The organism is Terrabacter sp. NPDC080008 (genome assembly GCF_040702505.1).
GTDB lineage: Bacteria > Actinomycetota > Actinomycetes > Actinomycetales > Dermatophilaceae > Terrabacter.
Genome location: NZ_JBFBLC010000004.1, coordinates 320,228 through 345,072, shown reverse-complemented (window position 1 = coordinate 345,072; position 24,845 = coordinate 320,228). Strand labels below are relative to the sequence as shown.

Here is a 24,845-nt window from a genome sequence, read left to right as displayed (position 1 = left end):
TCGTCGGTCGGTGGGCGTCGAGGGAAGCGGGGACTCGCTTCCGCTGCTCGCCCGTCGTGCCGGTCAGCGGCGGAGGAGAGGTCTCACCCCCGCACGTCGCAGCCTACAGAGCGACCTGGGGATCCGCGGGGGCGCGCACTGCACCGAGCGGGGATGTGGCGAGCCTCTCGCCGGGACAGGTGCCCGGGAACGCGAACGACCCCCACCGTGGTGAGGGTCGAGAGCGTGCGGGCTGGTGCCGCTGGTTCCTGAGCTGGTCAGGTCACTTCTTGTTGCGACGCTGGTGGCGCGTCTTGCGCAGCAGCTTGCGGTGCTTCTTCTTCGCCATCCGCTTGCGGCGCTTCTTGATGACAGAACCCATGGTTGTCCTTGTCGTGAGACGTGTCCTTGAACTGAGCTGGTGCCGACCTGCGTCGACACACCTCGGAGAAGGGTAGGTCGAACTTCACGAGCCGAACAGGCTCCACACCCTAGCGCGTGCCGGGCCCCTACCCCAAAAGCGCGACGGTTCGCCCACCGGCCCCCACAGGCGGCGACCGGTCCGTCACGTCACACCGAGGGGGCGGCCGGACCTCTCGGTCGTGGCCGCCCCCTCGGTGCGTGGTGACGCTGCCGTCACGCGGTGTCGATGTAGGAGGTCTGGAGGTACTTGTGCACTGCGTCCTCCGGAACCCGGAACGACCGCCCGACCCGCACTGCGGGAAGGTCCCCGCCGTGGACGAGCCGGTAGACGGTCATCTTCGACACCCGCATGATCGAGGCGACTTCGGCGACGGTGAGGAAACGCACCTCACCCAGCTGACGCTCGTTCGACATGTATTGACCCCGATCTTCGGTGGGTTGCACCCGCGCGTCGACGGCTTCCCCTCCGGCGAAACTGCACGCAGGTGCAAGAAGCAACACTAGGGGCAGTTGTGACTGGAGGGGAAGCGAACGGATCAACGAATCCGCCACATGCAACTCGACACGCCGACTCACTGGCTGTGGATCCGCCGATCACTTCCTGTCGTCAGGGTGCCAGCCGGTGCAGGTCACGCGGGAAGAGCGTGACCTCGCGGATGTTCTCGGCGCCGGTGAGGCGTCCCACCCACCGTTCCAGGCCGATGGCGAAACCCCCGTGCGGCGGCATGCCGTGGGCGAAGGCGTCCAGGTAGCCAGCGAGAAGCGAGGGGTCGGTGCCCGTGCGCGCCATCGCTGCCGCATAGTCCGAGGGACGGTGCAGGCGCTGGCTGCCGGTCGTCAGCTCGAGCCCCCGGAAGAGCAGGTCGAAGCTGTTGCTCCACCGCTCGTCGCCGGGCTGCGGATGCGTGTAGAAGGGACGCTTGGTCATCGGATAGCCCTCCACCGCAAGGAAGTCCGAGCCGTATGCCGTCTTGGCCCACTCGCTGAGCGCGCGCTCGTGCGCGGGGCTGAGGTCCGGCTCGTCCGGGTCCGCGCCGACCCGGGCGAGGGCGTCGCGGAAGTGGATGACGGGGAACTCCTCAGGCACCGTCGGCAGCTGCACGCCCAGGAGCGCAGCGGCGTCGGCGGCATACTCCCCGATTTCTGCGACCATCCCGGCGACGGCCTGGCGCAGCACCGCCAGCACGTCCCGGTGGTCGCGGACGAAGCCGAGCTCGGCGTCGAGCGAGGTGTACTGCGCGAGGTGACGCACGGTGTCGTGCGGCTCGGCGCGGAACACCGGACCGACCTCGAAGACACGCTCGAAGACCCCGACGAGCATCTGCTTGTACAGCTGTGGGCTCTGCGCGAGGTAGGCGGTGCGGCCGAAGTAGTCGACGGTGAAGACGTTGGCACCGGACTCGGTGGCAGTGCCGACGAGCTTGGGCGTGGCGATCTCGGTGAAGTCGAGCGCGCCCAGCGCAGAACGGAATCCGCGCATCGACGCGCTGGCCAGCTGCCAGGCGGCACGGTGGCGCGGGTGTCGCAGCGTCACCGCCGCGTGGTCGAGGTGGGTGGGCAGCCCTGCCCCGAAGGTCGGGCGCCACAGCTCGGTGGGCGGCGCGACCGCGGGCTCGGTCAGCGGCGTGACCGAGGGGTCGACGAGCTCGACCCCGCCGGGAGCGGACGCGTTGGCGGTGACCGTGCCGGTCACCTCGACGACCGTCTCCTCGGGGAGCGCCGTCAGCTGCTCGACCGTCTCGGGGTCCTTCACGACGACCTGCGCGAGTCCCGAGCGGTCGCGCAGGACGAGGAAGGTGACGCTCGCGAGGACGCGGCGTCGGTGGATCCAGCCGGCGAGCGTGGCGCTCTCGCCGGGCGTCACGGACGCGAGGTCGCGAGCCAGCACGCGCGGTGCCGTGGTGGTTGATGGGGTTGGTTGCATTCCGTTCACCTCCGGTGGGTTTCGTGCCCCGGAGGTGTGGGCGATGGGGAATGTCGCTGTGCCACCACACCTTCGCCGCCGCGGATCGCGGTCGGCCTCTTGGTCGAGCTCGGCTCAGGATCGTCAGGCCCGTCGTCGCCGTGCACAGCAAGCTACGCCGGAGCGCGTCCGCAGGGCGACGGGGTTTCGGGATCTCAGCCGGGACGCCGCGGCGCCGGCGTCGCCTGGACGCAGCGAAGACGAGCGAGGAACGAGCGAGCGAAGCGGAGGAAGGCGACGCCTTCAGGGCGCCGCGGCACGCGCCGGAGCGAAGCGAGGCGCCAAAGACTCAGTCGAAGTGGACGTCGAGGCCGTGCAGGGGGAAGACGGCGGTGCGCGTCGCCATGATGGCGCGGTCGACGTCGCTGCCGGGGTCGTAGCCCATCTCCCAGGAGCGCCACCAGAGTGGGCCGTCCTCCGCCGTGAGGTCGCCCATGCGGCGCGGGCCGGGTCGGCCGAACACCTGCTCGACATGGGCGCGCCAGTCCTCGGGCACCTCGACCGAGGTCTTGATCGGCGCGTGCGCCGCGATGGCGGTCAGGTGCGTCCAGGTGCGGGGCACGACGTCGACGACCTCGTAGCCGCCGCCACCGAGGGCGACCCACCGGCCGCCGCAGACGTCGTGAGCCAGCCGGTGCAGCGCATCGGCGACGGCGCGCTGGGCGTCGACGGAGACGGCGAAGTGCGCGAGCGGGTCCTCGGTGTGGGTGTCGCAGCCGTGCTGGGTGACGAGCACGTCGGGCTTGAAGGCACGGACGAGGGGCATCGCGACCGCGTGCACCGCGCGCAGCCAGCCGGCGTCGCCCAGGCCGGGCGGGAGCGCCACGTTGACGGCGCTGCCCTCGGCGTGAGGTCCGCCGACGTCGGTCGGCCAGCCGGTGCCGGGGAAGAGCGCCCGACCGGTCTCGTGGACCGAGATGGTGAGGACGCGCGGGTCGTCCCAGAAGATCCGCTCGACCCCGTCGCCGTGGTGCACGTCCACGTCGACGTAGGCCACCCGCTGGGCGCCGTGGTCGAGCAGCCACTGGATGCCGACGGCGATGTCGTTGTAGACGCAGAAGCCGCTCGCGCGGTCGCGCATGGCGTGGTGCAGGCCGCCGGTGAAGTTCACGGCGTGCTCCGCCTCGCCCTCCCAGACGGCGCGCACGCTGTCGACCGTGCCCGACACGATCCGGGCGCTCGCGTCGTGCATGCCGACGAAGGCGGGGTCGTCCTCGGTGCCGAGCCCGTACGCCTCGTCGGCCCGGCTCGGGTCGGCCGAGGCGGTCTTCACGGCCGCCACGTAGTCGGCGTCGTGGACGGTGCGCAGCAGCTCGTCCGGAGCGACCTGCGCGCCGACGACCTGGATGCCGTCGGAGTCGAAGACACCCAGCGACTCGCAGAGGCGTGCGGTGAGGTCGAGACGCACCGGAGCCATCGGGTGGGTGGGCCCGAAGTCGTAGCTCGTGAAGGAGGCGTCCCAGACGACCCGGGCCTGAGTTGGCATGATTGAGACGCTATCGCGGAAACGCGCCACGGATGACGGAGGTACAACCCATGGGCCGCAACCGGCTCTTCGGCGACGACGTGCTCGTCATCGGGCTGGGGCGTTTCGGCTCTGCCGTCGCGCTCGAGCTGACGAGGCTCGGCCACCGGGTCGTTGCGGCCGAGCGCGACAACGCCATCGCCGAGGGCTACGTCAACAAGGTCTCGAAGGTCGTGCACGCCGACATGGCGCAGTCGTCCGCGCTCGAGATGATCCGGCAGGCGGGACCCAAGATCGCCGTCGTCGGCATCGGCTCGTCGGTCGAGTCCTCGGTGTTGGCGGCCGCCAACCTCGTCGACGCGGAGGTGCCGTCGATCTGGGCCAAGGCCCTCTCCCCCGAGCACAAGCGCATCCTCGAGCGCATCGGCGTCCACCACGTCATCTCCCCGGAGGCCGACTCGGGGCGCCGTGTCGCGCACCTGGTCAACGGCCGGCTGCTCGACTACATCGAGTTCGACGACGGCTTCGCGATCGTCAAGCTGCGGCCACCGGCCGAGACGATCGGCTTCACGCTCGAGCAGAGCCAGATCCGGCGGAAATACGGCGTCACCGTCGTCGGCGTCAAGGCCCCCGGCGAGGACTTCACGTATGCCGTCCCGCAGACGAAGATCTCGGCGCACCACATGCTCATCGTGAGCGGTCCGGTCGCGCTCATCGAGCGCTTTGCCGCCCGACCCTGACCCAGCCACAGGCGTGCGTATGCCGTCTCGCGAGGCCCGCGGGACGGCATACGTCCTCGGGTCGTGCGGGACTGATGACCCACCTTCGCGGTCACGGACGCCGCTGCCGTGCTCAGCCGCAGGTGGCCACAGCGGGAAGGTGAGTCATCCGTCCCGGTGGGAGCGGCTCAGAGGCGCAGTGAGAGGTCGGCGTCGCTGCCGAGCGGCAGGACCATCGCGACCTCCTCCTCGCCGTCCTCCTCGCTGACCACGCCCATCGGGCGGCGGTAGTCGGTGGGCCGGAAGCCCATGCCGCTCGCGAAGGCGACGGCCCGGCCGTTCTCGGTGCCGACCCAGTAGACGAGGTGGGTCTGCCCGCGCTTGGCGGCCAGGGACGCGCCGTTCTCGACGAGGCGGGTCGCGACGCCGGAGCCGCGTGCCTCGGGACGCACCCACAGGCCGAAGAGCTCGCCCGCCGGCACGTCGCTGTTCTTGGCGGTGCCGACGCTCACGACGCCGACGGCCTCACCCCCGCGCTCGGCGACGAGCCGGGCGGAGCGCTGCATGCGCGCCCGCCAGAAGGCCTCGTCATAGGCCTCCTCCTGCTCGGCCGTGGCCGCAAACGCCTCGGGCGACTCACGCAGTGCGGCGAGCCGGACGGAACGGTAGTCCGCCCAGTCGTCCTCGCCGAGGGGACGCACGGTGATCTCGCTCATGGGGACACCATCGCACGACCGGCGCCGGAACTGCATCCGCAGGCGGGTGAACATCGGGGACGAGAGCCCCTGGGAGTCAGGCCTGCCCGGAAGCCAGTTCCTTGGACCGGGCCGCGGCGGCCTCCATTGCGGTGACGAACGCGGCGCGGACCTTGTGATCGTCGAGCTGCCGCAGGGCGGCCACGGTCGTGCCGCCGGGCGAGCTCACCTGCTCGCGCAGCACCGTCGGGTGCTCCCTGGTCTCCTTGAGCATGGTCGCCGCGCCGTAGAGGGTCTGGACTACGAGCTCGGTGGAGGTGGCCCGGGGCAGGCCGAGCACGACGCCGGCCTCGATCATCGCCTCGACGACGTAGAAGATGTAGGCGGGGCCGCTGCCGGAGATCGCGGTGACGGCGTCGAGGTGCTTCTCGGGCAGCCGCACGACCTTGCCGCAGGAGCTGAGCAGCGCCTCGGCCTCGGCGAGGTGCTCGTCGGTGCAGTGGGTGCCGGGCGAGATGCCGGCCATGCCCTGATCGACCAGCGCGGGGGTGTTGGGCATGACGCGGATGACCGACGTGCCGCCGGGCAGGCGTGACTCGATGAACTCGGTCGTGATGCCGGCCGCGAGCGAGACCACGGCATTGCCCTGCGCCACGTGGTGGTGGATCTCCTCGAGCAGGGCGCCCATGTCCTGTGGCTTGACGCAGAGCACGAGGGTGTCGGCCACGTCGGCGGCCTCGGTGTTGGGCAGCGCGCGCACGCCGTAGCGCTCCGCCAGGGCGTTGACCTTGTCGGGGGTGCGCCCGGTGACGACGAGGTCACCCGGGGCGCGCCCGGCCCGGATCAGCCCGGAGACGAGCGTCTCGCCCATCACCCCTGCACCGAAGATGGCCGTCGTCGTCATCGGGTGGCTCCCATCGCCTGGTGGTGTCCCTCGGGTGTCAGCTCTTGGTCGCGACGCCGCGCAGGAAGAACATGACGTTGGCCGGCTTCTCCGCCATGCGGCGCATGAGGTAGCCGTACCACTCCTGCCCGTAGGGGATGTAGACGCGCATCTGGTCGCCGCGGTCGGCGATGCGCTTCTGCTCCTCGGGCCGGATGCCGTAGAGCATCTGGTACTCGAACGACTTCGGGTCGCGCCCGGCCTGGCCTGCGAGCGCCCCGGCGATCTCGATCAGTCGCGGGTCGTGCGAGGCGACCATCGGGTAGCCCTCGCCCTGCATGAGGACCTTGAGGCAGCGCACGTAGGACTTGTCGACCTCGGCGCCGTTCTGGAAGGCGACCGACTCCGGCTCCTTGTAGGCGCCCTTGCACAGGCGCACGCGGGAGCCGGCGTAGGCGAGGTCGCGGCAGTCCGCTTCGGTGCGGTAGAGGTAGGCCTGCAGCACCGCCCCGACGAAGGGGAAGTCGGCGCGCAGCTCGCGCAGGGCCTCCAGCGTGAGGTCGGTCGTCGTGTGGTCCTCCATGTCGAGGGTCACGGTGGTGCCGGCCTGCTGCGCGAGGTCGCAGATCTCGCGGGCGTGGTCGAGAGCGATCTTGTTGCCGTCGCCGGGCAGCGCCTGTCCCAGCGCACTCAGCTTGAGGGAGACCTCGACGGTGCCGCCCTCGGTGAGCCCCTGGTCGCGCAGGGCGGTCAGCAGGGAGACGTACGCGTCGCGCGTGTGCTGCGCCTGCGCGAGGTCGGTGGTGTCCTCGCCGAGGTAGTCGATCGTCGACAGGCGCCCGGACGCGGCGATCTCGGTCGCGGCGGAGACGACGTCGGCGCGCTCGGCCCCGGGGACGAACCGGCGCACGACGGAGCGGGACACCGGCGCCTTCTCGATGACGTCTCGGATCCGCTCCTGCTTGGACAGCTGCAGGAGGGAGTTGCGCAGCAGGTCGCTGGCGTCCACGGGGGCCTCCGGGGGTGCGCGGTAGGGGTCTGGGAGGGGGCGGCCGACGGTGGTCGGGCGCCCGCCGGGCAAATCTACCGCCGCGCACTCCGTGCCAGCGCCGCGCGGGTCGCAGCCGGCGCGCATACGGCACACTCGCTGCCATGGACCAGCCCACCCTGGACGAGCTCGGCGAGGCGCTCGGCGCCGCGTCGACCGTGTTGCGCGCCAACGCGATGGCCTCTGGCCTGGACGCGCGGGTCCCGACCTGCCCCGAGTGGGGCGTGCGCGACCTCGTGGTGCACCTCGGGATGGTTCACCGCTGGGCGGCCGGCCACCTGCGCGGCGCTCCGGCGCCGCCCGAGGCCTTCGAGCGCGAGGGACACGAGGCGCCGGACCTGCTCGACTGGTTCGACGTGGGCGCCACCGGCCTTCTGCAGGCCATCGTCGATGCCCCCGACGACCTCGAGGCGCTCGTGTTCCTGCGCGACGCACCCGCGCCGCGGCGCTTCTGGACCAGGCGGCAGTGCCACGAGACGACGGTTCATGCGGTCGACGCGCTGGGTGCCCGCCTGCACCGGACGGCCCGGCCCGAGGAGACGTGGATCCGACCGGCCATCGCGCTCGACGGCATCGACGAGCTGCTCGTGGGCTTCGTGCCGCGCCGCCCGCTCACCCCTCCCCCGGGCGGCGCCGCACGGGTGCTCGTGCGACCGGACGGTGCCGCAGTGGCCTGGCTCGTCTCCATCGAGGCCGACGGCCGGGCGACGACCACGCGTACGACAGCCGACCTGAACGAGGACCTCGACCACGTGCTCGCAGGGTCCGCGGTCGAGCTCTACCTGCGACTGTGGAACCGCGCCGCAGCCGAGCCCGCCGGCGACCTCGAGGCCTGGTGGCGGAGGTCGGTGTCGGTGACGTGGTAGCCGACGTGAAAACCGGAGGAGGACGTATGCCGTGGGGCGGCTTCGGCCGGATCGCGCAGTCGGCGATCTACCGCGCAGGAGCGTTCGGCCGCCGGCCGGAAGTGCCCACCGACGGCACCCGCCTCGAGGCCGCTGCCCGCAAGGTGATGTCGAGGCGCGGCTTCGCCTACGTGGCCGGCGCGGCAGGGTCCGAGGCCGGTGCGGACGCCAACACGGCGGCCTTCGCCCGGTGGCGCGTCGTGCCGCGGCTGCTCGTCGACACGACCGAGCGGGACACCTCCGTCGAGCTCTTCGGGCGCCGCCACGACAGCCCCTTCCTCGTCGCCCCGATCGGGGTGCTGTCGATGGCTCACGACGAGGCCGACCTCGCCGTCGCGCGAGCCGCCAGAGAGCAGGGGGTGACCCCGATCCTCAGCACCCAGGCCTCCGTCCCGATGGAGGAGGTCGCCCGCGCCCTCGCCGGGGCGGGGCACTGGTACCAGCTCTACTGGAGCAGCGACGACGACCTCGTCGAGAGCCTCGTCTCGCGGGCCGAGGCGTGCGGGAGCGAGGCGGTCGTCGTCACGCTCGACACGGCATACCTCGGCTGGCGGCCCCGCGACCTCGACCTGGGGCACCTGCCGTTCGCCCGCGGGGAGGGCATCGCGCAGTACACCTCCGACCCGGTGTTCCGGCGGCTCGTCGCCGAGCGGGTGGCCGCCGGCCCGGGCGATGCCGCATCTCCTCGTCCGACGCCGGCGGCGGTGTCGACGCTGCTGTCGATGAGTCGGAACCACCCCGGCGACCTGCGGCACAACCTGCGGGCGCCGGAGCCGCGCGCGGCCGTCGAGACGTTCCTCGACGTGTTCAGCCGGCCCTCGCTCACCTGGGCCGACCTGCCCCGGCTGCGCGAGATGACCCGGCTGCCGATCGTGCTCAAGGGGATCCTGCACCCCGACGACGCGCGCCGAGCCGTGGACGCCGGGGTGGACGGCATCTACGTGTCGAACCACGGCGGGCGGCAGGTCGACCGGTCGGTCGCCGCCCTCGACGCCCTGCCCGGCGTCGTCGACGCGGTGCGCGGAGCCGGGTCGCAGGTGCCGGTCCTCTTCGACAGCGGGATCCGCTGCGGGGCAGACGCGTTCGTCGCGCTGTGCCTGGGCGCCACCGCCGTCGGCATCGGCCGCCCACACGTCTACGGCCTCGCGCTCGCGGGTGCCGAGGGCGTCTCGGAGGTGCTGCGCAACCTGCGCGCCGAGCTCGACCTGCAGCTGGCGCTGACCGGCTGCACGTCCCTCGCCGACCTCACGCCCGACCGCCTCGTCCCCGCCCCCACCCCCTGACCCACCCGCTCCTCAACCGTCGAGAGGCCACGAACGGCCCCTGCCGAGCGGTCGAGAGGGCACGAACGGCCCCTGCCGAGCGGTCGAGAGGCCACGAGTGGCCCTCCCGACACGTGGGACGGGTCGACGGCACGCCTGCGCGTCCCGCAGGATCGAGACATGCCTGCGCTCGACCACCTGGCCCGCGACGGCTACCCGAAGTCGTCGAAGTACGACGCGCGGTGGCTCGTCGACCTCGACATGGGGCCGCACCCGCTGTGGCTGCTCGAGGACCTCGCCGCCGACCTCGACCTGCGCCCCGGCATGCGCGTGCTCGACCTCGGCTCCGGCCTCGGCGCCACCTCGGTGTTCCTCGCCAAGGAGTACGGCGTGCACGTCGTCGCCGCGGACCTGTGGGTCGACCCCACTGCGGCTGCCGCCGTCTTCCGCAAGGAGGAGGTCGACGACCGGGTGCTCGCCATGCGCGTCGACGCCCACGCCCTGCCCTTCGGCCGCGCCTCGTTCGACGCCATCGTCAGCATCGACGCGTGGGAGTACTTCGGCACGGGCGACCACTACCCGCCCTACCTCGCCACCTTCCTGCGGCCCGGTGGGCAGCTCGGCGTCGCGACGCCTGCCCTCACCACCGAGGTGCGCGAGCTCGGCGAGATCCCCGAGCACATCGACCGCGTCGTGGGCGCGGAGTCGGCCGCCTGGCACACGACGGAGTGGCTGCGCAGCCAGTGGGAGTTCAGCCGCGCCTTCGCCAAGGTCACCGCGCGGAGCCAACCGGACGGGTGCGCCAACTGGCTGCTGTGGGAGCGTGCCGTCATGGAGCTCAAGGGCCAGGCATCCTCCCCGGTCCAAGGCATGCTCGAGGCCGACGGCGGCGCCTTCGTCACCTTCGCCCTCGTCACAGGGAGGGTCGCATGAGCCTCGACGCCACCGACCTCGAGCACCTGCGCCGCGCCGTCGAGCTCGCGCGCCGGGCCCTGGAACACGGTGACGAGCCGTTCGGCTCGGTCCTCGTCTCGGGTGAGGGGGTGGTGCTCTTCGAGGACCACAACCACGTCGTCGCGCTCGAGGCGACGCAGCACCCCGAGTTCGCCATCGCCCGCTGGGCGGGCGCCAACCTCACGGCGGACGAGCGTGCGGCCGCCACCGTGTACACCTCGGGCGAGCACTGCCCCATGTGCGCGGCCGCCCATGGGTGGGTGGGGTTGGGCCGGATCGCGTATGCCGCGAGCTCGGCACAGCTGACCGCGTGGCACTCGTCGTGGGGCGTCCCCCCGAGCCCGGTCGCCCCACTGCCGATCCGCGAGATCGTGCCGGGAGTGCTTGTCGACGGCCCGGCCCCCGAGCTCGAGGACGAGGTTCGCGAGCTCCACCGCCGCTTCGCCCACGGCCACCCCTGAGCCGGCCACACGGCATACGACCCCGGGCGTGACAGCGCCTCAGGACCCACGCCCGACCCGCTTCAGCAGCGCTCGTCACGCCGCCCTTGTCCACCCTTGTGGGACGCGCCCGCATGGGCACCGGAGACGCCGGGTACGCAACCCGCACACGACAAAGAGGACGACGCGCCGCAGGCGCACGTGTCCGCCCACGGCGAACACGGGCAGAACCTGAGTCGATCGGACTCAGGATCGGGAACAGGAACGCGACAGCCCACGTTGGTCGGGGTGTGCTCGCTGACAGCGGGCACGGATAGCATCGAGATGTCTCTCGATCAGTCAGGAGAAGAACATGTTCGAACGGTTCACCGACAGGGCCCGAAGGGTGGTTGTCCTCGCTCAGGAGGAAGCGCGCCTGCTCAACCACAACTACATCGGGACCGAGCACATCCTCCTGGGTCTGATCCACGAAGGCGAAGGCGTCGCCGCGAAGGCCCTCGAATCGCTCGACATCTCGCTCGAAGCGGTCCGGGCCCAGGTCCAGGAGATCATCGGCCAGGGGCAGCAGGCCCCGACCGGCCACATACCTTTCACGCCGCGCGCGAAGAAGGTCCTCGAGTACTCCCTGCGTGAGGCTCTCCAGCTCGGCCACAGCTACATCGGCACCGAGCACATCCTGCTCGGCCTGATCCGCGAGGGCGAGGGCGTCGCCGCCCAGGTCCTCGTCAAGCTCGGCGCGGAGCTGAACAAGGTCCGCCAGCAGGTCATCCAGCTGCTCTCCGGCTACCAGGGCGGGCAGAGCGGCGAGAAGGCCGGCGCGGGCGTCGGCCCGGGCCAGGCCGAGGGCACCCCGGCGGGCTCCCTCGTGCTCGACCAGTTCGGTCGCAACCTCACGCAGGCGGCCCGCGAGGGCAAGCTCGACCCGGTGATCGGGCGCGCGAAAGAGATCGAGCGAGTCATGCAGGTGCTCTCGCGCCGCACGAAGAACAACCCCGTCCTCATCGGCGAGCCCGGCGTCGGCAAGACCGCCGTCGTCGAGGGCCTGGCCCAGGACATCGTCAAGGGCGAGGTGCCCGAGACGCTCAAGGACAAGCAGCTCTACACCCTCGACCTCGGCTCGCTCGTGGCCGGCAGCCGCTACCGCGGTGACTTCGAGGAGCGGCTGAAGAAGGTCCTCAAGGAGATCCGCACCCGGGGCGACATCATCATCTTCATCGACGAGATCCACACACTCGTCGGTGCGGGTGCCGCCGAGGGCGCCATCGACGCCGCGAGCATCCTCAAGCCGATGCTCGCCCGCGGCGAGCTGCAGACCATCGGCGCGACGACGCTCGACGAGTACCGCAAGCACATCGAGAAGGACTCGGCCCTCGAGCGGCGCTTCCAGCCGATCCAGGTGCAGGAGCCGACGCTGCCGCACGCCATCGAGATCCTCAAGGGTCTGCGTGACCGCTACGAGGCACACCACCGCGTGACGATCACCGACGGCGCGCTCGTGGCGGCCGCCAACATGGCCGACCGCTACGTCAACGACCGCTTCCTGCCCGACAAGGCCATCGACCTGATCGACGAGGCCGGCGCCCGACTGCGCATCCGCCGCATGACCGCTCCGCCGGACCTGCGCGAGTTCGACGACAAGATCGCCGCGCTCGTGCGCGAGAAGGAGTCGGCCATCGACGGCCAGGACTTCGAGCGCGCGGCGCGTGTCCGCGACGATGAGAAGCGCCTGCGCCAGGAGAAGGCCGCCCGTGAGGCCCAGTGGAAGTCGGGCGACATGGACGTCGTGGCGGAGGTCGACGAGGAGCTCATCGCCGAGGTCCTGGCGGCCAGCACCGGCATCCCGGTGTTCAAGCTGACCGAGGAGGAGTCCAGCCGGCTGCTCAACATGGAGGACGAGCTGCACAAGCGCATCGTCGGCATGGACGACGCCGTCAAGGCGCTGTCGCAGGCGATCCGCCGCACCCGTGCCGGCCTGAAGGACCCGCGCCGTCCCGGTGGCTCGTTCATCTTCGCCGGCCCCACCGGTGTCGGTAAGACCGAGCTGGCCAAGACGCTCGCCGAGTTCCTCTTCGGCAGCGAGGACGCCCTGATCCAGCTCGACATGTCCGAGTACTCCGAGAAGCACACGGTCAGCCGCCTCTTCGGCTCGCCTCCCGGCTACGTCGGCTACGAGGAGGGCGGCCAGCTCACCGAGAAGGTGCGCCGCAAGCCGTTCTCCGTCGTGCTCTTCGACGAGGTCGAGAAGGCCCACCCGGAGATCTTCAACTCCCTGCTGCAGGTGCTCGAGGACGGCCGCCTCACCGACTCCCAGGGTCGGATGGTCGACTTCAAGAACACCGTTATCATCATGACGACCAACCTCGGCACGCGGGACATCTCCAAGGCCAACATGGGCTTCTCGGCCGGACCCGACAGCCGCTCGGACTACGAGCGGATGAAGGCGAAGGTCACCGACGAGCTCAAGCAGCACTTCCGGCCCGAGTTCCTCAACCGCGTCGACGACACGATCGTGTTCCCGCACCTCAACCGTGAGGAGATCACGCAGATCGTCGACCTCGAGATCGCCAAGCTCGACAAGCGGCTCAAGGACAAGGACATGGGCATCGAGCTCACGCCCGCGGCCAAGGACCTGCTCGCCAAGAAGGGCTACGACCCCGTCCTCGGTGCGCGTCCGCTGCGCCGCACCATCCAGCGCGAGATCGAGGACGCCCTGTCGGAGAAGATCCTCTTCGCCGAGTTCACGTCCGGCCAGTACATCAAGGTCGGCACCGAGGGCGAGGGCAAGGAGGAGAAGTTCACCTTCTCCAACATGGCCCGGCCCGACAGCCACCGCCCGGCCGACGACCTCGCCGAGCTTCCCGAGGGCCCTGCCCTCGACGAGGCACTCGGGGTCAACGTGACCGCCGGCCCGGCCGTCCCGGATGACCAGGTCTTCCCGGAGTCGGGGCTCGGCTCCGAGCGCTGACCCGAGGCAGCCTTCCGTCACCGCCTCACTGACCGACCGAAGGGGTCGGGGACCACCGTCCCCGGCCCCTTCGGCGTGCCGGGGAGGCTTGCGGCGACTGCGGTGTCCCCTGGCAAGGCCGCGCGTCGCATCGGGATGCTGTACGCCGTATGCCGGGTGGCTGAGCCAGGTGTGCGGACGGGCGCGCGGGATGGTCCTGCCGCCTCGGTGCCCGTCGTCTACCGTGTCCCGGTGACCTCCCCGCGCCGCCCCGTCGATCCCGTGCACGCGCCCACCCCCCAGCCCGGACGCGTGCGACTGCCACGGCTGCCGCACGCCGGCACGGCAGGCCGCGCCCTGGCCGTGGGCGTGGCAGTGAGCGTCGCCCTCGCGGCCTGCACCTCGGAGCCCTCGGCCCCCGCGGGCCGGTCCGGTTCGACGACGGGCTCCACCTCCGACCCGACCGGGAGCGGCGCCACAACCGCGGCCTCCGGCGTCCGGGTGAGCGGGGCGCCGGCGCCGCTGGCCGCGCTCGTGTCCACCGTGTACGCGGGAGGCGACCTCACGCATACGGCCTCTCCCACGGCGGCGAAGGCGCTCCAGGCGCGCAAGCCCGCGACCGGCGGGGTACAGGCGATCGCGAAGGTGGGCGACTGGATGGGCACCCCGGTCGCGGTCGTCACGGCCGGCGACGACGTGACCCTCGCCGTCGGGCCGAGGTGGAAGGTCGTCGGCGGCTGGTGGCCCTCGCTCGGCGTGGCGAAGCCGAGCCTCGGCACCGGACCCCGGTGGGTGCTCGCGATCGGCTCCGACGCGCGCCCCGGACAGCCTCTCGAGCGCACTCGCGCCGACGTCCTGCAGGTGATCGGCACCGACGGCGCCGGTGGCGGCGGCGTCATGGGGATGGCTCGCGACCTCTGGGTGCCGCTGTCGACCGGCGGCAAGGGCAAGATCAACTCCGCCATGGTCTTCGGCGGCCCGCAGGCGCAGCTGCGCACCGTCCGCGACGTGACCGGGCTGCCGGTCGAGGGTTACGTCGTGCTCGGCTTCACCGGGTTCAAGAAGATCGTCGACGACCAGGGCGGCATCCCCATCGTCATCCCGAAGACGGTCGTGGCCTCGCACGCGAAGAACATGGTCATCAAGGCCGGCCCGCAGACGCTGAGCGGCGCCCAGGCGCTGGCCTACGCACGCGAGCGCAAGACGCTGCCCGACGGGGACTTCGGGCGCTCGCGCCACCAGGGCGAGGTCATCCTCGCCGCCGCCGTCAAGGCCAAGCTCGCCGGGCCGATCGCCATCCCGGCTGCGCTGACGAGCTTCAGCCGGGTCGGCAAGAGCAACCTCTCGGCCGAGCAGATCCTCACCTTCACCGCCGGCCTGCACCAGCTGAGCCCGCTCAAGGTCGGGCGCGGCGTGGCCAAGGGTGCGTTCGGCTGGGCCGGGCAGCAGTCGATCGTCGTCCTGGGCGCCGAGGCCCGACGGCTCTTCGCGCAGTTCCGCGACGGGAACCTCTCGTGAGCACGTCGGCGCCCGTCATCCGCCGCGCCCGCACCGCAGACGTACGCGGCATCCGGGCCCTCGTCGCGCCCCTCGCCGAGCGCCGGGTGCTCGTCAGCAAGGACGCCGTGACGTACTTCGAGAGCCTGCAGGAGTTCCGGGTCGCCGAGCTCGACGGGCGGATCGTCGGCTGCGGCGCCCTGCACGTGATGTGGGAGGACCTCGCCGAGATCCGCACCCTCGCGGTCGCCGCCGATCAGGTCGGCACGGGCCTCGGCGGCCGCCTCCTCGAGGAGCTGGTCCAGGACGCCCGCGAGCTCGGCGTCCAACGCCTCTTCTGCCTCACCTTCGAGACCCGTTTCTTCACGCGGCACGGCTTCGAGGCCATCGAGGGCCAGGCCGTGCCCACCGACGTCTATGCCGAGCTGCTTCGGTCCTACGACGAGGGCGTGGCGGAGTTCCTGGACCTCGAGCGGGTCAAGCCCAACACCCTCGGCAACACACGGATGCTCCGCACGCTCTGACGCGGCGGCGCGCCCTGCTCTCAGGCGGCCGTCGGCAGGTGGCGCGCCAGATGGGCCAGCAGCGCGTCGACCGCCGGGGACCGTCCCTCGCTGCGGGCGATGACCGACAGGTCCCAGACGAGCCGGTCGGCGAGCGGCACCACGACGGCGCCTGCCCCGTCCCCGACGCTCGGGGTGCCGGCAGCCGGCACCGAGGCGGCCGTCTGCTCGGGCACCACGGCGACGCCGAGGCCTGCTGCGACGTAGGCAGGCACCGCCGAGAGGTCCGGCACCTCGAGCGTCACCCGACGGCGCAGCGACGAGTCCCGCAGCCAGTCGTCCAGGATCTTGCGGTTGCCGAAGCCGGCCGGCATGTCCACGAAGTCGTCGCCGACCAGGTCGGCCAGCCGCAGCGACTCCTGGCCGACCAGTGGGTGGCCCGGGGGCAGGAGGGCGACGAACGGCTGACGCCTGAGGACCCGCGAGTGCAGGCCGGAGAGCTCCTCACTCGCGAGCCCGCAGAAGGCGACGTCGACCCGCGAGCGCCGCACGTCGTCGACGAGTCCCGTCGAGCCGCGGGGCGAGGTGCGCATCGACAGCTCCACGCCGGGGTGCTGCCGGTGGAAGGCGCCGAAGACGGCCGGCAGCCCGAGCGACTCGAGATTGGTCAGCAGGCCGACCCGCAGGGACCCGGTCACCCGGCCGGTGGCACGGGCGCCGGCGGAGCGCATCCGGTCGACCACCTCGAGCACCGTGCGCGCCTGCGGCAACAGCTCGCTGCCGGCGCGGGTCAGAGCCACGTGCCGGGTGGAGCGGATGAACAGGGCCGTGCCCACCTCGCGCTCGAGCACGGCGACGCCGGAGGAGACGGTCGACTGCACGGCCTGCAGCCGCTCGGCCGCCCGCGTGAAGCTGAGCTCCTCGGCGACGGCGACGAAGTACTCGAGGTGTCGGGTGTCCACCACGCCATGATCCATCAGCAGGATCGATGAATGCGACTGACAGTCCTCGTTGGACATGGTCAATGTTTCGGGCGCACGCTGGGAACATGACCGCACCGAGCCGAGCCGCCACCCGAACGGCCCACGACACCGCCTCGCGCGGCCGCCACCGCCGCGGCTTCTGGGTCGTCGTCGGGGCGTTCGCCGTGCTGATGGCGTTCACGACGCTGCCCACGCCGCTCTACCCGCTCTACCAGCAGCGCGACGGCTTCCCCACCTTCGTCATCACGCTGATCTTCGCCGCCTACGGCATCGGCGTCATGGCGGGCCTCTACCTCGCCGGCCACGTCAGCGACTACCTCGGCCGTCGCCCGGTGCTGCTCGCCGCCACGGCCGTCGAGCTCGTCAGCGCCGTCATGTTCGTCCTGCTCCAGGACACCGCCAGCCTGCTCGTCGCGCGCTTCCTCTGCGGCCTCGGCATCGGGGCCGTGACGGCGACCGCCACGGCCCACCTGGCCGAGCTGCACGCGGTGGGGCGCCCCGACTCGGACGGCCGGTTCGCCTCCGTCGTGGCCGGCGCCGTCAACACCGGCGGGCTGGCGCTCGGGCCCCTCGTCGCCGGGCTCCTGACGCAGTTCCTGCCCCACCCTCTCACCGTGCCGTATGCCGTGTGGGTCGTCCTGCTCGTCGTCGCCTTCGGGGCCCTGCTGCTCGCCCCCGAGACCGTCGAGCGGCCCGCCTCCCGGCCGACCTACCGTCCGCAGCGGGTGAGCGTGGAGCCGGAGGCCCGGCCGCACTTCTCGGCCGCCGCAGTGGCAGCGGCTGCTGCCTTCTCGGTCCTCGGCGTCTTCACCTCACTGACGGCGAGCTTCGTCGGCGGCACGCTGCACCTGCACTCGCGGCTGCTGACCGGCTCGATCGTCTTCGGCGTCATCGGCGCCTCCACGCTGTCGCAGGTGGTGCTCGGCTCACGCGACGTCCCGCAGCGGCTACGGGCCGGGATGGCCGCCATGTCGGTGGGGCTCGTCCTCGTCGCCGTCGGGGCGTGGACGACCTCGCTCCCGGTCTTCGCGGCCGCCGGTGTCATCGCCGGCGCCGGTGTCGGTCTCGTCTTCAACGTGGCGATCACGACCGCAGCGACCGTCTCGTCGCCCGAGCACCGAGGCGAGACGCTCGCCGGGATGTTCCTGGCCGCCTACGCCGGCATCACCGTCCCCGTCGTGGCCGCAGGCGTGGCGGTCACCTTCTTCTCGGCGCCCTCCGTGCTCGTCGTCTTCGCCGGCATCGTCCTCGTGGCGGTCCTCATCTCGACGACTCGCCTGCTCGCCCGCTCCTCGGCCGAGGGCTGACCATCACGGAGGCAGCGAGGCACGGGACGGCATACGGCCTCGGTCCACCCGACGGGGCTCGACGGTGGCGCCGTCAGGTGCGGCCGGAGGCTGCGTAGATGCGGCGGACGACGTCCTCGATGTCGGGCTCCTCGATGGTGAGGTCGCGCACCTGGTGACGGGCGGAGACGTGGGCGAGCACGGCGGCGACGGTCGTCGTCTCGGCATCGAACACCAGGCGCTGGCGCAGCCCACCCGACTCGCTCTCCAAGAGGCTCGCGCCCGGCACGTCGAGCAGGCCGGGCGTCGGCCCCGCGAGGTCGAGGACGAGCACGCGCTGGGCCCCCACCGTCCCCGCCAGGCCCGCCAGCGTGCCGTCGAACGCGAGGCGCCCGTGGTCCACGACGAGCACGCGGTCGCAGAGCCGCTCGATGTCGCCCATGTCGTGCGTCGTGAGGAGCAGGGTCGTCCCACGTTCGCGCCGCTCGGTGACGAGGAACTCGCGCAGCCGCTGCTTCGAGAGCACGTCGAGGCCGATGGTCGGCTCGTCGAGGATGAGCAGCTCGGGCGAGTGCAGCAGGGCGGCCGCGATCTCGGCGCGCATGCGCTGGCCCAGCGACAGCGAGCGCACCGGGGTGCCGAGCTGCGGGCCCATCTCGAGCTGGTCGACGAGCAGGTCGGTGCGCGCCCGGGTGACGGCCTCGTCGAGCCGGTGGATCGCCCCGAGGATCTCGAAGGAGTCGCGCAACGGCAGGTCCCACCACAGCTGAGAGCGCTGTCCGAAGACGACCCCGACGCGTCGGGCCACATGGACCCGCTGGCGCATCGGGTCGAAACCACAGGTGCGCACGTGGCCGGAGGTCGGCTTGAGAATGCCGGTCAGCATCTTGATCGTCGTCGACTTGCCGGCCCCGTTGGCGCCGATGTAGCCGACCGCCTCCCCCGGCTCGACCGAGAAGGTCATTCGGTCGACGGCGCGGATCCGCTTGAAGTCGCGCACCAGGTCGTGCGTCTCGATGATGCTCATCCGCCTGCTCCTTGGTAGTGCCGGGTGCCGAGCCGCCAGCACAGGCCGGCGAGGCACCAGGCGAAGAGGGCCGCCACCGGCGTGCACCACGCCAGCCACGACGGCGCGAGATGGTCGCCCGGCAGGTCGAGGATCGCGACCGTGGGCAGGTAGGCGACGAACGCCGTGGGCACGACGAACATCCAGAAGATCCGCAGCAGGTTCGGGAACACCTGCTGGCTCTGCTGCGCCGCGTAGGAGCCGCCGTAGGTGAACGCGTTGGTGAACTCCGAGCCGTCGACGAGGAAGAACTGCAGGCCGCCCGCCGCCGTGAAGAGAGCCGCGAAGATCGCGGTGCCACTGATGACGGTGACCACGAGCAGCAGGACGGTCGACCACGACCACGACACCGGCGCCGTGTTCAGCGCCACGACGAGCGCCACGACAGCCACCGACATCCGGCCCACGCGTCGCAGCGACAGGTCGCTCGTGGCCAGCTGGGCCAGCAGCGGCAGCGGCCGCACGTAGAACGCATCGACCTGCCCGGCCCGGATGTAGCTGGGCAGCTGGTCGAGGTGCCCGACGACCATGTCGGCGAGGGCGAAGGCGAGGTTGGACAGCGCGAAGACGAGCAGCGCAGCCGGGAAGTCCAGGCCACCGAGCACCTTGACGTTGTGGAAGATGACCCACACCTCCGCCAGCTCGGCCAGACCCGCACCCAGCGTGCCGAGCACGTCGGTGACGAAGGAGGTGCGGTAGCGCGTCTGGGCGCGGGCGCGCGAGGCGAGCAGGACGCGGTAGGGGCGCATCCGCTCCGCCAGGGTCAGCGACTCACCCACCCTGCACCTCCAGCTTGCGGCGACCGGCGCCCATGACGACCTGCCCCAGGGCCACGAGCGCGACCGCCCAGAAGGCCTGGACGGCCAGCGTCGGCACGATGTCGGCGCCCACGACGCGTCCAGCGAGGATGTCGATGGGGTTCTGCAGCATCGACGGGAACGGCGACCACTGCGCGATGGTGCGCAGCCAGTCCGGGAACCACGGCACCGGCAGGTAGAGCCCGCACAACAGGCCGCCGGTGATCATGTAGAGCATCCGGATGCCACGCACCTCTACGAGCCAGAACGCGAGGAGGTTGACGACGAAGCTGCCCGCGAAGGCCACCACGACAGCCAGCAGGACCGAGACAAGCCCCGCGACCCAGCTCGCCGCGCCCGGCGGCCACGCCATGTCGAACAGCAGCGCCCCGACGAGCAGGGCGGGCGCGCCACGGGCCACGAGGTTGATCCCTGCGCGGCCGAGATCCGCTGCGAGGTAGGCGAGCTGGGGGTCGAGCGGCCGCAGGAAGTCGATGGCGATGTCGCCGGTGCGCACCCGCTCGCCGATCTCCTGGAAGCCCCACAGGTTGACGGCGCCGAGCAGGGCCTGTCCCCACCAGACGAAGGCCACGGCGGTGGGCGCGTCGTACCCGCCGATGGCCGTGCCGGCCGACGCGACGGCGGCCAGGACGATCGAGGCCCGGATGAGGCCGAAGACCGAGTTGGTCGTCATGCCCGCCAGCAGCGCCAAGCGGTACGTCGAGTGCCTCCTGAAGCCCGCTTGAACGAGCAGCCAGAAGGTCCTCACGACGGTAGGGCGGAGGCAGGCACAAGGGGGCACGCTACCTGCGGAGCAGAGGTTGTACAACGAAATGTCGCTGCGTCCTCTGGGCACCTACTCTGGCGCTCGTGGCGACCCTTCCCCGCGACCTGTCCCCCGAGGCCCTCGAGTTCCTGACGGTGCGCCATCTGGCCACCCTGACGACGCTGCGCCCCGACGGCTCCCCGCACGTCGTCCCCGTCGGGTTCACGTGGGACGCCGAGTGCTCGATCGCGCGCGTCATCACCAGCGGGGCGAGCCGCAAGGCGCGCAACGCCGCGGCCGGCTGCGCGGCCGTGCTGTGCCAGGTCGAGGGCCGGCACTGGCTCTCGCTGCAGGGCACAGCCCGGGTGCTCGACGACGCCGAAGAGGTCGCCGACGCCGTGGAGCGGTATGCCGCCCGCTACCGCCAGCCCCGCCCCAACCCCGAGCGCGTCGTCATCGCGGTCGACGTCACCTCCGTCCTCGGCAACCTCTGACCCACTCGAGAGCGCACCCCGCACCACTCGAGAGCGCACCCCGCACCACTCGAGAGCGCACCCCGCACCACTCGAGAGCGCACCCCGCACCACTCGAGAGCGCGCCCCGCACCAGGAGTCCCTCGACGCGCGTGACCAGTTGCGCTTTCAAGTGGGAATGAGTGCGCTTTCGAGTGGGACTCAGCGCGCTTTCGACGGGAGGAGCCGGGGTCGGCGGCGCGTCGTCAGACGGGGAGGCGGTAGCGGCTGCCGGACAGCGGCTCGACGAGCCCGTCCGCGACGAGTGAGTCGAGGCAGCGCATCACCTGCAGCCGGTCGTCGGCCGCGTCCTCGAGGCGCCCGAGCGGCACCTCGGCGTGGGCCTCCCGCAGCCGGCGCAGCAGCTCGCCGCGGACCTGCCGGTCGGTGCCGTGCCAGGACTGACCGCGCCGTGGCGGCCCGTCGTATGCCGGACGGCCGGCGAGGTTCCAGGCGCACAGGTCCGCGACGGGGCAGTCGTCGCACCGCGGCCCGCGCGCAACGCACACGAGGGCGCCGAGCTCCATGACGGCGACGTTCCAGGTGTTGGCGCTCTCCCGGTCGGCCGGCATCGAGTCAGCAGCGAGCTGCGCCTCCGCCCGGTTGAGCGTGAGGTGCGGGAAGGCCTTGCCCTCCAGCGTGCGTGCCAGCACGCGTCGCACGTTGGTGTCGACGACCACCTCGGGGATCCCGAACGCGAAGCACGAGACGGCTGCCGCCGTGTAGGCACCGACCCCGGGAAGCGCGAGCAGCTCCTCCGGCGTCGCCGGCACCTGCCCGTCGTGGCGCTCGACCATGACGGTCGCCGCCTCGTGCAGCCGCAGCGCCCGGCGCGGGTAGCCCAGCCGCCCCCAGGCCCGCACCGCCTCACCGGGCGGGGCGGCCGCGAGGGCCGCGGGCGTGGGCCACCGAGCCATCCACTCACGCCAGATCGGCTCGACCCGGGCCAGGGGCGTCTGCTGCGACATCACCTCGGAGAGGAACACGCCCCACGGGCTGCAGTCGGGCTCACGCCATGGCAGGTGCTTGCGGCCCTCGTCGGCGTACCACTGGTTGACCCGCTCGTGAAGCACGGCGATCGGCACGCCGGACGGCACCGAGGACGGGCGGGCGACCGGGCGGGACGGCATACGCAGGCAGGGTCAGCGGGAGGATGGTCAGACGTAGCGCTCGAGGATGCTCGACTCGGCCAGGCGCGAGAGGCCCTCGCGCACGGCGCGAGCGCGGCCCTCGCCGACGCCCTCGACGAGCATGAGGTCCTCGATGCCGGCAGCGAGCAGGCGCTGGAGCGACTCGAAGTGGTTGACGAGGCGGTCGACGATCGCGGCGGGCAGGCGCGGGACCTTGGTGAGCAGCCGGTAGCCCTGGGGCGAGACAGGTGCGTCCAGGCTGTCGCCGACCACGGAGAAGCCGACCGCCCGTGCGCCGGCCGCGAGGTCGAGCAGCTCGACAGAGTTGAGGGCCTCGAGGTTGGCCAGGGCCTCCTCGACGGTGAGCCCGGACTTCGTCGCGGGGAGGTAGTCGCGGATGACGAGCTCGCGGTCGTTGCCCAGGCCGCCCACGAGCTCCTCGAGCTGGAGGCTGAGCAGGCGCCCGTCGGTGCCGAGCTCGACGACGTAGTCCTTGATCTCGGCGGAGATGCGTCCGACCATCTCGAGGCGCTGGAGCACTGCGGTGACGTCGCGGATCGTGACGAGGTCCTCGATCTCCAGCGCCGAGAGGGTGCCGGTGACCTCGTCGAGGCGGGCCTTGTAGCGCTCGAGGGTCTGCAGGGCCTGGTCGGCGCGTGACAGCGTGGTGGGTGAGCCCTCGATGACGTGCCGGAGATCGCCGACATAGAGGGCGACGACGCCCATCGACTGGCTCACCGAGATGACGGGGAAGCCGGTCTGCTTGGCGACCCGCTCGGCGGTGCGGTGGCGCGTGCCGGACTCGGTGGTCTCGATGCGGGAGTCGGGGACGAGCTGGGTGGCGGCGCGCAGGATGCGGGTGCCGTCGCGGTCGAGCACGACGGCGCCGTCCATCTTGCACAGCTCGCGCACGCGGGTCGCCGAGAACTCGACGTCGAGGACGAAGCCACCGGTGCAGATCGAGTCGACGACGCGGTCGAAGCCGAGCACTATGAGCGCGCCGGTGCGTCCCCGGAGGATGCGCTCGAGGCTGTCGCGCAGCTCGGTGCCCGGCGCCACCGCGGCGAGGGCTGCTCGCAGCAGCAGCTCGTCGTTACGCTCCATCACTTCCCTGTTCGCAATGGGGGCGCTGAGGGGTCCACCCCGGGTCGGTCGCAGTCTAGACGGTGGCGACGGCGGGCGCGCTCTGTGCCTGCCCTCCGGCGAGGCGGCCCATGGCGTGGATGGCACGCGGCACGTCGGCGACCTCGACGACGCGTATGCCGTCGGGCACCGAGCAGTCGGCAAGCGTCCCCGGCGGCACGAGCGCGTGCCGGAAACCGAGGCGGGCCGCCTCCGCCAGACGCCGGTCGAGGCCGGTGACCCGGCGCACCTCGCCGGCCAGCCCCACCTCGCCGAAGGCGACGACGTCGGTGGCGAGCGGCTTGTCCACGACCGAGGACGCGACGGCGCAGACGATGGCGAGATCGGCCGCCGGCTCGGTGATGCGCACGCCGCCGACGGTGGCCGCGAAGATGTCGCGGGAGCCCACGGGGGCCCCGGCACGCTTGTCGAGGACGGCGATGATCATGGCGAGGCGGGAGGCGTCCAGGCCGCTCGAGGTGCGCCGGGGCGAGGGCAGCGTGGACGTCGCGACGAGGGCCTGGACCTCGGCGACCAGCGGTCGGCGGCCCTCGAGGGTGACGGTCACACAGGTGCCCGGCACGGCGTGGTCGCGGCTCGAGAGGAACAGCCCGCTCGGGTCGGCGAGGCCGGTGATGCCGACGTCGGACAGGTCGAAGCAGCCCACCTCGTCGGTGGGCCCGAAACGGTTCTTGACGGCGCGCACGAGCCGCAGTCGCGAGTGGCGGTCGCCCTCGAACTGGACGACGACGTCGACGAGGTGCTCGAGCACCCGCGGCCCCGCGATGGAGCCGTCCTTGGTGACGTGGCCGACGAGGAGCACCGCGACGCCGCGGGCCTTGGCAGCCGCGATGAGGCTGCCCGCCACCTCGCGCACCTGCGAGACGTTGCCCGCCTGCCCCTCGACGTCGGCGCTCGCGATGGTCTGGACCGAGTCGACGACGAGCAGCCCGGGAGACCGTGCCTCGACGTGCCCGAGGACGGTGGCCAGGTCGGTCTCGGCGGCGAGGTAGAGGGTGTCGGCCATGGCCCCGATGCGCTCGGCGCGGGTGCGGACCTGCGCGGCGGACTCCTCCCCGCTGACGTAGAGCACCTCGGCACCCTCGCGGGCCGTGCGTGCAGCCACGTCGAGCAGCAGGGTCGACTTGCCGACGCCCGGCTCGCCGGCGACGAGCACCACCGCGCCGGGGACCAGCCCGCCGCCCAGCACCCGGTCGAACTCCGGGACCCCCGTGGCACGGGCCGCGGCACGCGAGACGTCGACCTCGGCGATGCGCTGGGCCGGAGTCACCACCGAGGCGGCCGTGGTGCGCGTGGCGGTCGCGCCACCGACCTCCGCCACCGTGCCCCACGCCTGGCACTCGCCGCACCGACCCACCCACTTCGCGGTGGTCCAGCCGCACTCGGCGCAACGGAAGCCGGGGGCGCGTCGGGTCGAGGTCCTTGTAGCCATGGGATGACCGTACGGGTGGGGGCCGACAGTGCCGCACCGGCTTGCTGCCC

Annotated in this window: 24 protein-coding genes; 10 read left to right on the top strand and 14 right to left on the bottom strand. The window is 71.9% G+C overall.

Annotated elements, in window-relative coordinates:
* Positions 1-262: 262 nt before the first annotated feature.
* From AB0316_RS14115 to AB0316_RS14100, 4 genes are all read right to left on the bottom strand, one after another.
* The gene (locus AB0316_RS14115) at positions 263-361 is read right to left on the bottom strand and encodes an AURKAIP1/COX24 domain-containing protein (protein WP_003792170.1); all 99 of its coding nucleotides are present in this window, start codon (positions 359-361) and stop codon (positions 263-265) included.
* Positions 362-615: 254 nt separating this feature from the next.
* Positions 616-816, bottom strand: coding sequence for a helix-turn-helix domain-containing protein (locus tag AB0316_RS14110; protein WP_366273649.1), 201 nt, complete (start codon positions 814-816; stop codon positions 616-618).
* A gap of 193 nt (positions 817-1,009) precedes the next feature.
* Complete coding sequence (gene aspS / locus AB0316_RS14105) at positions 1,010-2,326, bottom strand: aspartate--tRNA(Asn) ligase (RefSeq protein ID WP_366273648.1); 1,317 nt, start codon at positions 2,324-2,326, stop codon at positions 1,010-1,012.
* A gap of 328 nt (positions 2,327-2,654) precedes the next feature.
* Positions 2,655-3,851: an acetoin utilization protein AcuC gene (locus AB0316_RS14100; protein ID WP_366273647.1), complete on the bottom strand. Its 1,197-nt coding sequence runs from the start codon at positions 3,849-3,851 to the stop codon at positions 2,655-2,657.
* Positions 3,852-3,901: 50 nt separating this feature from the next.
* Between AB0316_RS14100 and AB0316_RS14095 the strand changes: the two genes are divergently transcribed.
* Entirely contained in the window at positions 3,902-4,570 is a 669-nt protein-coding gene (locus AB0316_RS14095) for a TrkA family potassium uptake protein (RefSeq protein WP_366273646.1), read from the top strand.
* Positions 4,571-4,737: 167 nt separating this feature from the next.
* On the opposite strand, the gene AB0316_RS14090 is transcribed toward AB0316_RS14095, so the two are convergent.
* From AB0316_RS14090 to AB0316_RS14080, 3 genes are all read right to left on the bottom strand, one after another.
* Positions 4,738-5,265, bottom strand: coding sequence for a GNAT family N-acetyltransferase (locus tag AB0316_RS14090; protein WP_366273645.1), 528 nt, complete (start codon positions 5,263-5,265; stop codon positions 4,738-4,740).
* Positions 5,266-5,341: 76 nt separating this feature from the next.
* Positions 5,342-6,148, bottom strand: coding sequence for a pyrroline-5-carboxylate reductase (gene proC / locus AB0316_RS14085; RefSeq protein WP_366273644.1), 807 nt, complete (start codon positions 6,146-6,148; stop codon positions 5,342-5,344).
* A 37-nt stretch (positions 6,149-6,185) separates the two neighbouring features.
* Positions 6,186-7,136 (bottom strand): proline dehydrogenase family protein, encoded by a 951-nt coding sequence (locus AB0316_RS14080; RefSeq protein WP_366273643.1) that lies wholly within the window; start codon positions 7,134-7,136, stop codon positions 6,186-6,188.
* A 143-nt stretch (positions 7,137-7,279) separates the two neighbouring features.
* Here AB0316_RS14080 and AB0316_RS14075 point away from each other — a divergent pair, with 143 nt between their 5' ends.
* The 7 genes from AB0316_RS14075 (at position 7,280) to AB0316_RS14045 (ending at position 15,701) form a co-directional block, all read left to right on the top strand.
* Positions 7,280-8,041 carry a maleylpyruvate isomerase family mycothiol-dependent enzyme gene (locus AB0316_RS14075; protein ID WP_366273642.1) on the top strand — a complete coding sequence of 254 codons (762 nt, stop codon included), beginning with the start codon at positions 7,280-7,282 and terminating at the stop codon, positions 8,039-8,041.
* Between the two features lie 26 nt (positions 8,042-8,067).
* A complete protein-coding gene (locus tag AB0316_RS14070; protein ID WP_366273641.1) occupies positions 8,068-9,363 on the top strand; it encodes an alpha-hydroxy-acid oxidizing protein in 1,296 nt (431 codons plus the stop codon).
* A 159-nt stretch (positions 9,364-9,522) separates the two neighbouring features.
* Complete coding sequence (locus tag AB0316_RS14065) at positions 9,523-10,275, top strand: class I SAM-dependent methyltransferase (protein WP_366273640.1); 753 nt, start codon at positions 9,523-9,525, stop codon at positions 10,273-10,275.
* Positions 10,272-10,757, top strand: a complete 486-nt coding sequence (locus tag AB0316_RS14060) for a nucleoside deaminase (protein WP_366273639.1) — start codon at positions 10,272-10,274, stop codon at positions 10,755-10,757. The genes AB0316_RS14065 and AB0316_RS14060 overlap by 4 nt, the downstream gene beginning before the upstream one ends.
* A gap of 331 nt (positions 10,758-11,088) precedes the next feature.
* Positions 11,089-13,701, top strand: a complete 2,613-nt coding sequence (locus tag AB0316_RS14055) for an ATP-dependent Clp protease ATP-binding subunit (protein WP_366273638.1) — start codon at positions 11,089-11,091, stop codon at positions 13,699-13,701.
* A 231-nt stretch (positions 13,702-13,932) separates the two neighbouring features.
* The gene (locus tag AB0316_RS14050; protein ID WP_366273637.1) at positions 13,933-15,198 is read left to right on the top strand and encodes an LCP family protein; all 1,266 of its coding nucleotides are present in this window, start codon (positions 13,933-13,935) and stop codon (positions 15,196-15,198) included.
* Entirely contained in the window at positions 15,195-15,701 is a 507-nt protein-coding gene (locus AB0316_RS14045) for an amino-acid N-acetyltransferase (protein WP_366273636.1), read from the top strand. The genes AB0316_RS14050 and AB0316_RS14045 overlap by 4 nt, the downstream gene beginning before the upstream one ends.
* Before the next feature lie 20 nt (positions 15,702-15,721).
* Here AB0316_RS14045 and AB0316_RS14040 read toward each other — a convergent pair whose 3' ends face one another.
* On the bottom strand, positions 15,722-16,642 hold the full coding sequence (locus AB0316_RS14040; RefSeq protein ID WP_366273635.1) for a LysR family transcriptional regulator: 921 nt from the start codon (positions 16,640-16,642) through the stop codon (positions 15,722-15,724).
* 86 nt (positions 16,643-16,728) lie between these two features.
* On the opposite strand from AB0316_RS14040, the gene AB0316_RS14035 reads away from it, so the two are divergent.
* Positions 16,729-17,970: an MFS transporter gene (locus AB0316_RS14035; RefSeq protein WP_366273634.1), complete on the top strand. Its 1,242-nt coding sequence runs from the start codon at positions 16,729-16,731 to the stop codon at positions 17,968-17,970.
* Positions 17,971-18,043: 73 nt separating this feature from the next.
* Here AB0316_RS14035 and AB0316_RS14030 read toward each other — a convergent pair whose 3' ends face one another.
* The 3 genes from AB0316_RS14030 to AB0316_RS14020 are packed head-to-tail and all read right to left on the bottom strand — an operon-like array spanning position 18,044 to position 20,506.
* Positions 18,044-18,976, bottom strand: coding sequence for an ATP-binding cassette domain-containing protein (locus tag AB0316_RS14030; RefSeq protein WP_366273633.1), 933 nt, complete (start codon positions 18,974-18,976; stop codon positions 18,044-18,046).
* Positions 18,973-19,794 (bottom strand): ABC-2 family transporter protein, encoded by an 822-nt coding sequence (locus tag AB0316_RS14025; RefSeq protein WP_366273632.1) that lies wholly within the window; start codon positions 19,792-19,794, stop codon positions 18,973-18,975. The genes AB0316_RS14030 and AB0316_RS14025 overlap by 4 nt, the downstream gene beginning before the upstream one ends.
* A complete protein-coding gene (locus AB0316_RS14020) occupies positions 19,787-20,506 on the bottom strand; it encodes an ABC-2 family transporter protein (RefSeq protein WP_366273631.1) in 720 nt (239 codons plus the stop codon). Before AB0316_RS14020 ends, AB0316_RS14025 begins: the two co-directional genes overlap by 8 nt.
* Positions 20,507-20,682: 176 nt before the next feature.
* On the opposite strand from AB0316_RS14020, the gene AB0316_RS14015 reads away from it, so the two are divergent.
* On the top strand, positions 20,683-21,072 hold the full coding sequence (locus AB0316_RS14015) for a TIGR03618 family F420-dependent PPOX class oxidoreductase (RefSeq protein ID WP_366273630.1): 390 nt from the start codon (positions 20,683-20,685) through the stop codon (positions 21,070-21,072).
* Positions 21,073-21,296: 224 nt separating this feature from the next.
* Here the strand turns inward: AB0316_RS14015 and AB0316_RS14010 are convergent, their stop codons facing one another.
* From AB0316_RS14010 to radA, 3 genes are read right to left on the bottom strand one after another with little or no spacing between them, the layout of a single operon-like run.
* Complete coding sequence (locus tag AB0316_RS14010) at positions 21,297-22,220, bottom strand: A/G-specific adenine glycosylase (protein ID WP_366273629.1); 924 nt, start codon at positions 22,218-22,220, stop codon at positions 21,297-21,299.
* Positions 22,221-22,247: 27 nt separating this feature from the next.
* Positions 22,248-23,324, bottom strand: a complete 1,077-nt coding sequence (gene disA / locus AB0316_RS14005) for a DNA integrity scanning diadenylate cyclase DisA (RefSeq protein ID WP_366273628.1) — start codon at positions 23,322-23,324, stop codon at positions 22,248-22,250.
* A 55-nt stretch (positions 23,325-23,379) separates the two neighbouring features.
* Positions 23,380-24,795 carry a DNA repair protein RadA gene (gene radA / locus AB0316_RS14000; RefSeq protein WP_366273627.1) on the bottom strand — a complete coding sequence of 472 codons (1,416 nt, stop codon included), beginning with the start codon at positions 24,793-24,795 and terminating at the stop codon, positions 23,380-23,382.
* Positions 24,796-24,845: the final 50 nt, after the last annotated feature.